Annotated in this window: 13 protein-coding genes; 4 read left to right on the top strand and 9 right to left on the bottom strand. The window is 65.9% G+C overall.

Annotated elements, in window-relative coordinates; translation table 11 throughout:
• Positions 1-24: 24 nt before the first annotated feature.
• On the top strand, positions 25-747 hold the full coding sequence (locus tag MLB1_RS10910) for a hypothetical protein (RefSeq protein ID WP_255485822.1): 723 nt from the start codon (positions 25-27) through the stop codon (positions 745-747).
• On the opposite strand, the gene MLB1_RS10905 is transcribed toward MLB1_RS10910, so the two are convergent.
• The 4 genes from MLB1_RS10905 to MLB1_RS10890 form a co-directional block, all read right to left on the bottom strand.
• A complete protein-coding gene (locus MLB1_RS10905) occupies positions 748-1410 on the bottom strand; it encodes a methionine ABC transporter permease (protein WP_180749856.1) in 663 nt (220 codons plus the stop codon).
• Positions 1407-2438, bottom strand: coding sequence for a methionine ABC transporter ATP-binding protein (locus tag MLB1_RS10900; protein ID WP_180749855.1), 1032 nt, complete (start codon positions 2436-2438; stop codon positions 1407-1409). The genes MLB1_RS10905 and MLB1_RS10900 overlap by 4 nt, the downstream gene beginning before the upstream one ends.
• Positions 2435-3301 carry a MetQ/NlpA family ABC transporter substrate-binding protein gene (locus MLB1_RS10895; RefSeq protein WP_180749854.1) on the bottom strand — a complete coding sequence of 289 codons (867 nt, stop codon included), beginning with the start codon at positions 3299-3301 and terminating at the stop codon, positions 2435-2437. Before MLB1_RS10895 ends, MLB1_RS10900 begins: the two co-directional genes overlap by 4 nt.
• Positions 3302-3454: 153 nt before the next feature.
• Positions 3455-4186, bottom strand: coding sequence for a hypothetical protein (locus tag MLB1_RS10890; protein WP_180750327.1), 732 nt, complete (start codon positions 4184-4186; stop codon positions 3455-3457).
• A 171-nt stretch (positions 4187-4357) separates the two neighbouring features.
• Here MLB1_RS10890 and MLB1_RS10885 point away from each other — a divergent pair, with 171 nt between their 5' ends.
• Positions 4358-5032 (top strand): LppX_LprAFG lipoprotein, encoded by a 675-nt coding sequence (locus tag MLB1_RS10885; RefSeq protein WP_180749853.1) that lies wholly within the window; start codon positions 4358-4360, stop codon positions 5030-5032.
• Positions 5029-6561 (top strand): MFS transporter, encoded by a 1533-nt coding sequence (locus MLB1_RS10880; protein ID WP_371750605.1) that lies wholly within the window; start codon positions 5029-5031, stop codon positions 6559-6561. The genes MLB1_RS10885 and MLB1_RS10880 overlap by 4 nt, the downstream gene beginning before the upstream one ends.
• Here the strand turns inward: MLB1_RS10880 and ribD are convergent.
• Genes ribD through fmt form a run of 4 tightly spaced genes read right to left on the bottom strand, consistent with a single transcriptional unit; the run spans position 6529 to position 10597 of the window.
• The gene (gene ribD / locus MLB1_RS10875) at positions 6529-7551 is read right to left on the bottom strand and encodes a bifunctional diaminohydroxyphosphoribosylaminopyrimidine deaminase/5-amino-6-(5-phosphoribosylamino)uracil reductase RibD (protein WP_180749852.1); all 1023 of its coding nucleotides are present in this window, start codon (positions 7549-7551) and stop codon (positions 6529-6531) included. The genes MLB1_RS10880 and ribD overlap by 33 nt on opposite strands.
• Before the next feature lies 1 nt (position 7552).
• Complete coding sequence (gene rpe / locus MLB1_RS10870; RefSeq protein ID WP_180750325.1) at positions 7553-8218, bottom strand: ribulose-phosphate 3-epimerase; 666 nt, start codon at positions 8216-8218, stop codon at positions 7553-7555.
• A gap of 46 nt (positions 8219-8264) precedes the next feature.
• Positions 8265-9668, bottom strand: coding sequence for a transcription antitermination factor NusB (locus MLB1_RS10865; RefSeq protein ID WP_180749851.1), 1404 nt, complete (start codon positions 9666-9668; stop codon positions 8265-8267).
• Positions 9665-10597 (bottom strand): methionyl-tRNA formyltransferase, encoded by a 933-nt coding sequence (gene fmt, locus MLB1_RS10860; protein WP_180749850.1) that lies wholly within the window; start codon positions 10595-10597, stop codon positions 9665-9667. Before fmt ends, MLB1_RS10865 begins: the two co-directional genes overlap by 4 nt.
• A gap of 179 nt (positions 10598-10776) precedes the next feature.
• Between fmt and MLB1_RS10855 the strand changes: the two genes are divergently transcribed.
• On the top strand, positions 10777-11343 hold the full coding sequence (locus MLB1_RS10855) for a TetR/AcrR family transcriptional regulator (RefSeq protein WP_180750324.1): 567 nt from the start codon (positions 10777-10779) through the stop codon (positions 11341-11343).
• A gap of 11 nt (positions 11344-11354) precedes the next feature.
• On the opposite strand, the gene MLB1_RS10850 is transcribed toward MLB1_RS10855, so the two are convergent.
• Positions 11355-13358: a primosomal protein N' gene (locus tag MLB1_RS10850; protein ID WP_180749849.1), complete on the bottom strand. Its 2004-nt coding sequence runs from the start codon at positions 13356-13358 to the stop codon at positions 11355-11357.
• Positions 13359-13372 lie beyond the last annotated feature (14 nt).

Here is a 13372-nt window from a genome sequence, read left to right as displayed (position 1 = left end):
TTCAGTACAAGAGGAGACGCAGCCATGAGGAACCCCGATCGTCCGTCCATCGTGAAGATCGGGGTGGCTGCGGCCCTTGCCGCCAGTGCGCTGCTCGCCTCGGCGGCCACCGCCGCCGCCGATCCCGGGGAACCAGACCCGGCGCCGGTGCCCGCGGCCGCACCTCCCCCGCCGGGTCCGCCCGGCCCGCCGGAACCACCGCCGGCATCGCAAATCGGCAATCCACTCGCTCTGTCCGGAACCGAGCAGGGTATCGGCGGCTTACCCGGCAACCTCGCCATCGTGGGTAACCCCAACCTGATTGGCCAGAACCCGGTACCGGCGGCACCGGCGGCCAATGCTCCCGTCATCGCTCCGAACACCAGGGCGCTGAACAACCAGTACCTGTTGCCGCAGAACCTCAAGCCCGCAGAGCCCGGCAAGGGCGAGATCTATGGGGTCAACCCCGGAGAAGAGAGCGCCGATATCTCGGGCGGCGACTACCTGGGGCGGCTCGTGCGCGGTGTTCAGGACGGCCAATGGCGAGGTGGCATCGTAGGGCGAGGAACCAAGGAATCGCTTAACCAGCCGTTGCCTGGTACCGCCCCACCTCCCGGCACACGCATCCCCGGCCTGGGTGATGACTCGCAGGGACCGGCCCCGGATCAGTGGCACTGGACCCCGCCCGAGGCACCCGAGGGCGCTCCTCCCACACCCGGCGCACCCCCTGCGCCGGCAGCACCGCCCGTACCGACACCCCCCGCGTAACTATCGCCGAAGCGCCTTGCGCGCCAGATAGTTTCCGAAGAACTGGGCCGCTTGGACCAGCGCGATGATGATGACGGTTGACACGATCGTCACCTGCCAATTGAAGCGCTGGTAGCCCTGCACGATCGCGAAGTCGCCTAGGCCACCGCCGCCCACCAAACCCGCCATCGCGGACATGTCGACGATGCCGATGAGCACAAACGTGTATCCGAGGATCAACGGCCCCAACGCCTCTGGCACCAATAGCGTCGTGATGATGCGCAGCGGGCCTGCACCGACGGCACGCGCGGCCTCGATGACCCCGGGATCGATGGTCACCAGGTTCTGTTCGACAATGCGGGCGATCGCGAACGATGCCGCGACTATCATCACGAAGACCACGGCGGTGGTACCGATCGTCGTCCCCACCACCCCGAGCGTGATCGGCCCGAGGGCTGCGATCAACACCACGAACGGTATGGGCCGGACGATGTTGACCACCACATTGAGCAGCGCATGCAGTGCCCGGTTCTGCAGCAGCCCGCCAGATCTTGTGGTGTACAACAGGACTCCCAACCCCAACCCGATGATGCCGCCCACCACCAGAGTGATCGACACCATGTACAGCGTGTCACCGAAGGCCTCGAACAGCTGCGGTCGCAACCGCTCCCAATTCGTCGTCACCGCGTCACCCGCTGAACCGTCGTCACCGCGGAGAAATCAGAGATAATCTGCGCCACTTGATCATCGGGCCCTTCGAGTTCGAGCGTGAGATTGCCGAAGGAGCGCGACTGCAGGGTGGTGATGCCTCCGTACACCAACTCGAAACGCACCCCAAGCCCCGTCGCGCGTGCCAGCGCCGGGCCGATCTGTACACCCTCGCTGATCTCGACCGAGACGATACTGCCCTTGTGCCGCTGGGTAATTCGCGCGACGTCCTCGACACTCGGGGTGTTCTGCAGCACCGTGCCAACGAAACGCTTCCCGGCCTCACTCTGCGGCGTGGAGAACACATCGAACACGCTTCCCACCTCCACAACCCTCCCATCGGCGAGGACCGCGACGCGATCGGCAACGGTGCGCACCACGTCCATCTCATGGGTGATCACCACGATGGTCACCCCGAACTCGTTGTTGACTGCGCGAAGGAGTCGCAACACGTCGCCGGTGGTTTCGGGGTCCAGGGCACTGGTGGCCTCGTCGGCCAACAGAATCGACGGTGATGTCGCCAGGGCTCGAGCGATGCCCACCCGTTGCTTTTGTCCACCGGAAAGCTGATCCGGATAGCTCTTCGCCTTATCGGCCAGTCCAACGAACTCCAGCAGCTCGGCAACCCGCGCATTGCGCTTCTCGGCGGCCCATCCGGCTACCCGCAGCGGATAAGCGATGTTTCCCGCGACGGTGCGGGACCGGAACAGGTTGAACTGTTGAAAGATCATGCCGACATCGGCACGTAGATGCCGTAATGCGCGCTCCCCCAGTGCACTCACCTCGGCGCCATCCACCACGACGCGACCAGAGGTGGGCCGTTCCAGTCCATTGATGAGCCGTGCGAGCGTGCTCTTACCCGCCCCCGAATAGCCGATCATGGCGAATACCTCACCCGCCGCGATGTCGAGTGACACATCGTCGACCGCGGTGACCGTCTTCTTGCCCACCCGAAAGGTCTTAGTGACGTTCTCGAACCGGATGAGCGGCGCCTCGTCGGTCATTTCTCGGCACGGATCTGCTGTTCGATCCTTGCCAGGATCGCGGCGCAGTCCTGGCCACTCTTTGTCACCGTGAGCTGAGTTCCCTTGCTTTCCTTGGCATATGCCTCGGTGACGGCCGGGGAATGGAAGACCTCCACAAGCCTTTGGTACGTGGGGTTGTCCTTCTCCTCGGCGCGCGACACGATGACGTTGATATATGGCTCCGCGCCCGGGCTCGCCGGATCGTCGGCGTAGAGCGCGCTTTTCGGATCGATATTCGATTGCGCTAGATAGGTGTTGTTGATGACGGCGCCGTCGATCGACTTGAGCGACAACGCCGTCTGCGCCGCGTCTACCAAGGTGACGGTGACCCTGGATGCCCCCTTGTCGATATCGGCGGTGCTCGGTGTCGTGCGTCCACCCTTGAGCACAATGAGCCCGGCCGCCTTCAACACGAACAGAGCTCGCGCCTGATTGGGCGGATCGTTGGGGATGGCGATCTGCCCGCCCTGCGGGATATCCGTGATTGCCTTGTGTTTCTGCGAATAGAGACCGAGTGGCACGATATAGGTGGCACCGACCGGCGTTAGCGTTGCATTGTCAGCGACGTTGTATTCACCCAGGAAACGAAGATGCTGAAATAGATTCACATCGATCTGCTTCTGAGTGAGGGCCACGTTCGGCTGGCTGTAGTCCGTGAAGTTGGTGGTGACGAGCTTGATTCCCGCCTTGCCCGCCTCATCCACCAAGACATCCCAGGACTCCTTCCCGGCCTCCGTTGTGCCGATACGCACGATGTTTCCACCTTGGCCATCGCCAGCAGAGCACGCGACACCGCCCATCGCTGTCGCAAGTACGGCGAGAGCAATAGCAATGCGTTTCATGTCAGCCTTCCAAATTCAGCGTGATCACAATGGTTGACATTGTGGAATTTCTGAAGGCTCAGCAAATTTCTGAATGGCCCCAGAACGGCGCCACAGTACCAGAATGGAAAGCGCAACGCGCTCTATGCGAATGCGAAAATGAGCCGAGGAAGCCTAGGACGCCGCGGGAGCCGCCGACGCGACAGGCACGGCAGGCAGCTCAGGACCGCCATTACCTGGTCCGGCGGCCGGAATCTCGGGTACCAACTGCGATTGCATCTGAGCCGAGATCGCCGACCAAGACATCGCCGCAGGCTTTCCGCCCCATCGCAGCGAGTAGATACCCACCAGCAGCGCCTGGCCGGGCTGAGTGACGGTGTACACCGGACCGCCCGAATCACCGTGTTGCCCACCGACATCCGTCATGGTGAACCAACCGTTGTTGATCGAGTCGACCTTGCCACACGTCTCGCCGGACACCGATCCCATCAGACATACCGGGAGCCCCGGCTCCGGCCCGGCGTTCTGCGCCATCCGCAGCGCAACCCCATTGGGCAAGATGCTGCTCAGCGCCACTCCGGGTGCAAACGAGATGCCCTCGTAGTCCGACACCACATCACCGGGGCCGATGGCCCCGCCGGTTGGCAGGTTACGGCTCATCAACAGCACCTCACCGATACGGTTCCCGCCGAGGTCGGTGACAGCACCGGTCGCATTGCAATGGCCCGCGGTCAGGCCAATTCGGGATGCCGGATCGACGTAGCCGAGGGTGCAACGGCTGTCCCCCTGGACAATCGACATGCCCGGGAAAGCGACAATCTTGGGAGGAGTTTCAGCAGCTGGATCGGCGGCCGAAAGCGCAGGTAAAGCAACAAGAATGCCAGCAGCCGCGGCGACCGCGGACACACCACATGCCAGAGCTCTGCTCACGTTTTTCACAACAACCAGCCCTCGGTTGACAATCCCGCCCTGCAAACGAGCATGGCGCCGGATTGCTGGGGTGTCAATTTCATCACCAGCAACGTCGACGTGTCGCGAGCCTCCCAGGGGTAGCGCTCAGCCTCTACGATCGGACGCATGCGCAACCGCATCCGCCTCGCCCTTATCCCCGTCGCCATCGCCGCCATCGCCCTTGCCGGCTGCTCCAAGACCGAGAAGGCCGACGTCAATTTGCCCGAGGCCGCCACACTCCTTAGTGAGTCAGCAGCCACCACCAAGACACAGACGAGCACACACCTCGTGCTCAAGGTCACCGGCGACAAGCCAACCCTCAAGCTCTCCGAACTCACCGGCGATCTGACCACCACACCGGCAGTGGCCGCCAAGGGCACCGCCAAGACCGGCGGACTGGAGCTGCCTTTCGTCGTGGTCGACGGCGAGTTGTTCGCCCAACTCACCAGCGCCTACACGAGCATGGGACCCGTTAAGGAGGTGTACGACGTCGGGATCATCCTGGATCCCAACAAGGGGTTGGCCAACCTGCTGTCGAACTTCACCGGCGCCAAGTCTGAGAAGACCGAGACCGTCGACGGTGTCGATTCGGTTCTCGTGACCGGGACGGTGGGTAAGGACGCCATCAACACCTTCGCCGGCTCCAAGCTCACCTCCGACATCCCGGGCAAGGCGTGGATCCAGAAGGACGGCAATCACACACTGACCAAGATCAGCGTCGACACGTCCCCGGGCAACACCATTGAGATGTCGTTGTCCGACTGGGGCAAGCCGGTCACGGTCGACAAGCCGGCCTCGTGACCACCACTACCCAGGACACCAGCCTCCCGCTGCGGCATCGCAGCATCGCGATCGGCGCCGGAGGCCTGGCGGTGCTGTTGGGTGCCCTCGACACCTATGTCGTGGTCAGCGTCATCACCGACATCATGACCAGTGTCGGCATCGCGCTGAACAACGTCCAGCAGGTCACTCCCATCGTTACCGGGTACCTCCTGGGCTATATCGCCGCGATGCCGCTGCTGGGTCAGGCCTCCGACCGATTCGGCCGCCGCCTGATCCTGCAAGTGGCTCTCGCAGGTTTCGCGATCGGTTCTGTCGTCACCGCGATGTCCACCGATCTCACGATGCTGGTCGCGGGCCGGGTCATCCAGGGTGTGGCGAGCGGTGCCCTGTTGCCGGTCACCCTGGCTCTGGGTGCCGATCTGTGGGCCAAACGCGATCGTGCGACGGTCCTCGGCGGGATCGGTGCCGCCCAAGAACTCGGCAGCGTCCTGGGGCCGCTATACGGCGTGTTGTGTGTATGGCTGTTCGGCACGTGGACCAGCATCTTCTGGGTCAATGTGCCGCTGGCGATCATCGCCATCGTGCTAGTCCAGTTCAGCGTCCCCGCACACCAGCAGGATCCGAACCGTCCAAAGGTGGACATCGTCGGCGGCGCACTACTGGCCATCGCGTTGGGCCTGCTGGTAGTAGGCCTCTACAGCCCGGACCCCAAGGTGTCCGCGCTACCCACATGGGCACTGCCGGTACTCACAGCATCCGCGGTCGCGTTCCTCGCCTTCATCCTGTGGGAATGGCGCGCCAAGACCCGGCTGATCAGCCCCGAAGGGGTTCGCATCGGCCCGTTCCTAGCGGCACTGGCTGCTTCCCTGGCCGCTGGCGCAGCCCTCATGGTGACGCTGGTCAACGTCGAGCTGCTGGGCCAGGGTGTGCTGGGGATGAACAAGGCCGATGCCGTGTTCCTGCTGTCACGGTTCCTGGTCGCGCTGCCGATCGGTGCGATCGTCGGCGGCTGGCTCGCGACCCGGTTCGGCGACAGGATCATCGCAGTTGGCGGCCTGCTGATCGCCGCGTTCGGGTACCACTTGATATCCGGCTGGCCAGTGGACGTGTTGGCAGCCGTGCACAATTTCGGATTCATCACGTTGCCCCGGCTGGATGTGGACCTGGCTGTCGCCGGTATCGGCCTCGGCCTGGTAATTGGCCCGCTGTCCTCGGCTGCGCTACGCGTGGTGCCGGCCGCACAGCACGGCATCGCGTCGGCGCTCGTGGTGGTGGCACGGATGACAGGCATGCTGATCGGGATGGCGGCCCTCGGAGGCTGGGGTATTCACCGCTTCTACCAGATCTTCGACGAGCTGACCGCCAAGGAACCCAAGCCCGAAAAGCCGAGCCTCCTTGATGTGCAACGGCTCGCCGATAGGTTCGTCCAGGCCTACAGCCTCGAGTACAGCGAGATGTTCCGGGCCACGGCAATCATCTGTCTATTGGGCGCGGTGATCGCGATATTCGTTGGTTCACATCGTAAGTCGGGGAACGAGACTGAGTAGCACATCGGGCCCCATCCGCTCGATATCGTCGTACTCCCAGCGCAGCGCGCGTGACAGGGTGGTGACGCCGATATCCCCGACGGCGGGGACGTTGCCGCCCAACAGCATCGGCGCAAGATAGGCCAAGATCCGGTCCACCAGGCCGGCACGCAGGAAGGCCCCGGCCAATGTCGGCCCGCCTTCCAGGATGATGTCGGTGCGATCCCCCAGTGCCGCAAGCACCTCGGCCGGGTCGTGGGTCCGGATCACCATGGTGTGCGAGTCGTCGTTCAAAACCTTTGCGTCCGAGGAGACCTCACGCATGCCGACGACGACCCGCAGCGGCTGATGCGGAAGTAGCACGTTATCGGGGGTGCGTGCGGTGAGCTGCGGGTCGTCCGCGAATACCGTGCCGGTGCCCACCAGAACGGCATCGGCGAACGCCCTCCTCCGATGCACATCGGCCCGCGACTGCTCGCTGGTGATCCATTGGCTGGTGCCGTCGTTGGCGGCGCTTCGGCCGTCGACACTGGCACCGTACTTCCACGTGACGTGGGGACGCCCGGTGCGCTGTTTGTGCAGCCATTCCCGTAGCGGTCCCACGGCGACACGGTCAGCGCCGACACCGTCGAGGACCTCGACACCCAACGTGCGCAGGCGCTCGGCTCCACCGGATGCTTGCGGATTAGGGTCGGCGACGGCGTAGACAACACGTGAAATACCCGCCACGACAAGCGCATCCACACATGGCCCGGTTCGCCCCTGATGATTGCACGGTTCCAGGGTCACGACGGCGGTACCGCCCGCCGCGGCGTCGCCGGCCCGGGCCAGTGCCACCACCTCGGCATGCTCCTGCCCGGGCGGCCGCGTCCCGCCCACGCCAACGACTGCCCCCGCCCCATCCAGGATCACCGCGCCAACAGGCGGATTCGGGTACGTGCTGCCCTTGACCTCTTCGGCGGCCCGGATCGCGAGATCCATGGCGGCGTCGAGACCGATCGGATCGGTCATATCAGCGAGCCGAATGTGCTGCTGCCCTGGCGGCTTGCTCACGCAGAGCCCGCACCGCCGCTTCGGGGTCCTGCGCACCGTAGACCGCCGAACCCGCGACGAAACAGTCGACACCTGCCTCGGCGGCTTGCTCGATGGTATCGGCGTTGATGCCGCCGTCGATCTCCACGAGCACGGTGAGCTCACCCGAATCGACGAGCTTACGCACCGCACGCACCTTGTCCAGCACGCCTGCGATGAAGGATTGCCCGCCGAATCCGGGTTCGACCGACATCACCAGCAGCGTGTCAAAGTCCTTGAGCACCTCTAGATATGGGTCCAAAGGCGTACCCGGTTTTATGCTGAGGCCGGCCTTGGCGCCCGCGGCGCGGATATCGCGGGCGACGGCGACGGGATTGTCCGTGGCCTCGGCGTGGAACGTCACGTTGTACGCACCGGCCTCGGCATATCCCGGTGCCCAACGATCCGGGTTATCGATCATCAGATGGCAGTCGATGGGGATATCGGTTGCGGCCAGCAGGCTGTCGACAACGGGCAGCCCCAGCGTCAGGTTCGGCACGAAATGCCCATCCATCACGTCCACGTGTAGCCAGTCGGCTCCCGTCACGGCCGCCATCTCGTCGGCGAGACGTGCGAAATCGGCGGACAGGATCGACGGGGCGATCATGGGAGCGCGGAGAGAGTCAGACACAGCTCTCAGCTTATGTGCCGCTTCATGCGTGTTTGCGCAGCAGGGCGGTGAACATGGCATCGGTGCCATGTCGGTGCGGCCACAGCTGCACCGCGTCGGAGCCCCCGAGCCCGTCCACACCGGGGAACACCGCACGGGCGTCTTCGGCGGTCACCGGGTGACGCCGCACCGCATCCGATACCACGCCCACTGTCTCCGCCAGGTGCGGCGAACAGGTGCTGTACACGATAATGCCACCTGGTCGAGTCAATTCGATTGCGCTGAAAAGTAATTCGCGTTGCAGCTTGACCAGCTCCGGGATATCCCCCGGTTGACGACGCCAGCGCGCCTCGGGGCGGCGGCGCAACGCGCCCAGGCCGGTGCACGGCGCGTCCACCAGTACTCGGTCGAAGGACGCGGCAGGCAACCCGCTCTCCCGCCCATCCACGGTGAGCACCGTCACCGGCAAGGATTTCGTGGCAGTGGCCACCAACGCGGCGCGATGCGGGGCGATCTCGATGGCGGTCACCTGGGCACCATGCTCCGCGGCCAGCGCGCCCAGCAGCGCGGTCTTGCCGCCCGGCCCCGCGCACAGGTCGAGCCATTGCGTGTCGGCGCCTTCCAGTGGAGCCAGTGCGGTCGCACGCGCGACCAGCTGGCTGCCTTCGTCCTGCACCTGTGCCAGGCCGTCGCGCACGGACTCCAGCCGGCCCGGGTTTCCACCGGGCAGGTACACCGCATAAGGCGAGTAGCGGCCAACGGTGCCACCCACCTCGTCGGCCAGTGTTAACGCGTCGATATGGCCCGGACGTGCAGCGAGGTGAACGACCGGGCGCTCATCGTCGCTGGCGAGCACCTCGCCGAGCTCCGAACTCGCCGGGCCGAGCGCATCGGAGAACGCTTGAGCGATCCACCGGGGGTGTGCGGTCGCGAAGGCGAGCCGTCCGATACGGTCCGACTCCGGCGGGGCCAACTCGTCCACCCATTCCCGCTCATCGCGACGCGAGATCGTCCGCAGTACCGCATTGACGAAACCGGCTCTGCCCGCCTCGAATTCGACGGCTACGGCGTCCACGGTGGTCGAGAGCGCGGCGTGGGGTTCGACGCGAGTCCGCAGCAGCTGATAGGCGCCCAGCCGCAACGGATCACGTAGTCCCTCATCCACCTGGTCCATCGAGCGTCCCGCGGCCGATGCGATCACCGCATCGAGAAGGCCACTGGCCCTGCATGTTCCGTAGGTGAGCTCGGTGGCGAAGGCTGCGTCGCGACCGGTGATGCCGCGCTCACGCAACAGCGCGGGCAGCGCCAGATTGGCGTACGCGTCGTCACGCGCCACCGCGCGCAGCACGTCGAGCGCGGCCTGACGTGCTGGGTCGAGCCGCTGGCGGGTGCGCTCACTCGGGCGTGAATCCTGGTCGGGCCGTCGGCGCGGCGGGCGTGTGCTCACAGCGCGCGAACCTCCGCGTCGAGTCGGGCCCCGCGAGCCCAATCCACCGCATTCATCAGCTTCTTTCCTTGAGGCTGCACCTCGTTGAGGGCTACGGCCGTGGTACCGGTGCCGACCAACACGTCGCGCTTGCGCACCACGACAGCGCCCGGATCCAGATGCTCACTGTGCTCGTCAATATCCATGCGGATCGGTCCAACCTTCACTCGAGTCTCCCCAATGGTTGTCCAGGCGCCGGGTTCGGGGGTCATGGCCCGAACATGGCGGTCGATCGCATGGGAGGGAAGCTCCCAGCGGATACGCGCCTGCTCGACGGTGATCTTCGACGCGCTGCTCACTCCGTCGGCCACCTGCCGAACCGCCACCAATGCCCCGTCCCCAATCCCGTCCATCGTCGATTCGAGGAGACCCGCACCGGATTCGGCGAGCCTGCCCAACAGCGCACCGGCGGTGTCGGCGGCGCGGATTCGTTCGGTAACCACCCCGTAGACGGGGCCACTGTCCAATGCGGGCTCGATGAGAAACGTGGTAGCACCCGTGATCTCATCTCCGGCCGCGATGGCCGCCTGTACGGGTGCCGCACCGCGCCACGCCGGAAGAAGCGAGAAGTGCAGATTCACCCAACCGTGCCTGGGCACCGCGAGCAACTCAGGTTTCAGCAAGGCGCCATAGGCGACCACGGCGCAGCACTCGGGATCGAGCTCGGCGAGCTCACCGATGAATTCAGGGTCATTGGGGCGCGATGGCGCGAGCACCGGCAGCCCGTGTTCGCGCGCCAGCTCTGCGACCGGCGAGGCCGCCGACGCTCGTCCTCTCCCCGCACGCGCGTCGGGCCGCGTCAACACCGCGACCACCTCATGACGGGAGGCCAACAGCCTTCGCAGCGACGGCAACGCCGGGGCCGGAGTACCGGCGAACACTATGCGCACCGCGTCAGTCTATGAAAGGTGTGTCGTCCGCATCGAATCCCGGCTGGACCTGAGGGCGGTCAGTCGCGTGCCGAGCTTCGCCGAGGATAGTGCCAAGCAGTCTGGATACATCCGATAGCATGATTTCGATGGCTACCAGAGGACGAGGCCGGCCGAGTGGCGCGCCCTACGATCGCAGACTGCGCACAGAGGAACTGCTCGACGCCGCCGAACGTGCGATTCGCAAGAGTGGGGGCGCCGTCTCCATCGCCGAAGTGGCGCGGGAGGCCGGGTTCGCCCGATCCGCGTGCTACGCGATATTTCCCACCAAGGCCGACCTGCTTCGCGCATTGAGCCGGCGCCACGCCGACCGTGTGATCACCAGGTCCTGGCAAGAGGGCATGGTCGGCAAAACCCGCAATCAGCTCCGCGCATTCGCCAACTTGGTGATCGATTGGATCACTGCGGAGCCCGAGCTCTACATCGCTCTGGACCGTGACCTGACGGCCAAGGAGCGCCTCGATCACGGCATATTTGACCTGATCGCCGAGGTAACCGAAGAACACCTGCGCGCCATCTTCCCGGCGGAGCAGATGACGTGCATCGCACCCATCTGGTCACGACTGGCGACCGGCGGAATTCTGATGGTGATCAATTGGTGGACCAGCACCCGCCACATGACCCGCGATGAGCTCGTCGGCTACATCGTGGAGACATTCGCGACGGGAGTTACCAACGCGCCGCGTCTCGCCGCCGCAAATGGTTGAAATTCGCCAGATCAGCCCACGTGTAGCGGATCGATCTGAACTCTGACGGGTTCGGTTTCGCGCCGGGCGCTCAGCGTCGCCACCCCGCGGCGCAAAGCCGCGGCCATCTCCAGCCCCGCGGCACGTTCGACCCGGACGAGCATGCGCACCACCTCCGCACCCTCGGATATCCCCGCCGGGCGACGTGCCCCGACCGGCAGATCGACCGGCCCCAGTAGCTCCGCACCCTCCGGGAGATCAGCGGAATCGACGAGGGCGGCGACCCCTTCGGCGAGTCCGTCGATGGCCGCGATGTGCATCTGCGGCGGCAGCCCCACCTCGGCGCGTGCCGCCAGTTCGGCGGCGGCGTGTCCCACCGGATCCCAGCGGATGAGTGCCTGCACCGTGGGCAGGGCGGCGTCGGCGACGACAACCACCGTTCCACCTTCCTCACGCCCGCGCACCAGGGCGGCTGCGGCCATCCATCGCCGCAGGGTGTCTTCTGTGGCGCGTAGGTCCTGACGGCCTAGCAATGCCCAGGCGTCCAGAAGTAACGCGGCACCATACCCGTTGGGTGTCAAGGGTTCTGCCCCCGGCGTGCACACCACCAGGGTCGGCGGTCCAGCGACCATGGCATGCACCTCGCCGCCGCCGGACGTCACCACCGGAACTCCGGGTAGCGCCCTGCCCAGCTCCTCGGCCGTCCGGCGGGCGCCCACCACCACGGCACGCACCGCGGTCGCGCCGCAGCGACCGCATCGCAGGTCGGCATCGACCCGCCCACACCAACGACAGCTGGGGCTCGAGGTGTGACTTGGGCCGTCCAGTGCCAGTGGGCCGGTGCAGTGGCGGCACCGCGCGACCGTCCGGCATTTCGTGCACGCCAATGCCGGCACGTATCCCCGGCGCGGCACCTGCACGAGCACCGAGTGTCCGCGTTTCAGCGCCTCTCGAGCCGCGTTCAGCGCGATCGTGGGGAGGCGTGCCGACCGCGCCGCGGGATCGCGTTCCTGCGCGTACCCGCTGTCGTCGAGAGCACTGATGCGGGCGGCGGCCTTCCGCACCACCGGACGGGCAGCAACCAGGTCATGTGCCCAGCCGCTCTCGACGAGCGCCTGAGACTCGGCGGTACGCGCATATCCACCGATCACCGCAGCGCATCGCAGCTGGTGCGCACGCAGCATGGCCACATCGCGGGCATGCGGATACGGAGAGCGCGGTTCGGAGAGGTTGTCATCGCCGTCGTCCCACACCATCACCAGGCCCAGGTTGGCCACCGGCGCGAACACCGCGGCCCTGGTCCCGATCACCACGGTCGCGTCACCGCGCAGAATGGCCAGCCAGCGCCGGTACCGCTCGGCAGGGCCCAGTTCCGCCGAGAGAGCAATGACGCGTTGTGGACCAATGTGTTCCACGCACTCGGCGGCCAGCGCATCGATATCGCGCTGGTCCGGAACAACCGCTAGGACTCCCCTGCCGGTGCCCGCCGCCGCCACCGCGGCCTCGGCCAGGCGGGTTGTCCAGGCCTCCCCGGGCAGCGCCTGCCACACCGCACGCGCGGCCCGGTCCTGCGACAGCGCCTCGAGGAATCGCTCGCCGCGCTGATACCGGGCCCAACCCGAACCGTCGATTGCCGGTGCCACGAAATCATCGGCCGCCGGGCGGGTTTCCCGCTCTGCCCGCGCGTGGCGGGGCGGCAGGGCCAGCCGCAGCACGTCTGCACGGGTTCCGGCGTAGCGGGCCGCCACCGCATCCACCAGCCTGCGCACATCCGGCGTCAGCACTCGAGTCGGAGACACGACACGGTCCAGCCAACCGAGCTTCCCGGGATGGTCGCTTTCGGAACGGCGTTCGAGCAGGATTGCGTCCACCAGCCTGCCGTGGAACCGGATCCGCACCCGAACCCCCGGCTGGGCATCATCGGACTGCTCCGCCGACACCAGATAGTCGAACTCGCGGTCTAGATGCGGCACGGTGAGCAACGGCAGCACCCGAGCAACGGGCTCATGCTCGGCCACTACCCGCGTCGCAGTCACCTGGTGGTTCTAGC

Source organism: Mycobacteroides sp. LB1 (assembly GCF_013449725.1).
GTDB lineage: Bacteria > Actinomycetota > Actinomycetes > Mycobacteriales > Mycobacteriaceae > Mycobacterium.
Note: the sequence above shows the minus strand (reverse complement) of the source record. Positions and strands in the feature narration are given on the sequence as shown.

What these genes read in the sequence shown, in the direction of transcription:
- MLB1_RS10910 (WP_255485822.1), top strand. Translation starts at nt 25, where the DNA reads ATGAGGAACCCCGATCGTCCGTCCATCGTGAAGATCGGGGTGGCTGCG.
- MLB1_RS10900 (WP_180749855.1), bottom strand. Translation starts at nt 2,438, where the DNA reads ATGACCGACGAGGCGCCGCTCATCCGGTTCGAGAACGTCACTAAGACC.
- MLB1_RS10895 (WP_180749854.1), bottom strand. Translation starts at nt 3,301, where the DNA reads ATGAAACGCATTGCTATTGCTCTCGCCGTACTTGCGACAGCGATGGGC.
- MLB1_RS10885 (WP_180749853.1), top strand. Translation starts at nt 4,358, where the DNA reads ATGCGCAACCGCATCCGCCTCGCCCTTATCCCCGTCGCCATCGCCGCC.
- ribD (WP_180749852.1), bottom strand. Translation starts at nt 7,551, where the DNA reads ATGACCGATCCGATCGGTCTCGACGCCGCCATGGATCTCGCGATCCGG.
- rpe (WP_180750325.1), bottom strand. Translation starts at nt 8,218, where the DNA reads ATGATCGCCCCGTCGATCCTGTCCGCCGATTTCGCACGTCTCGCCGAC.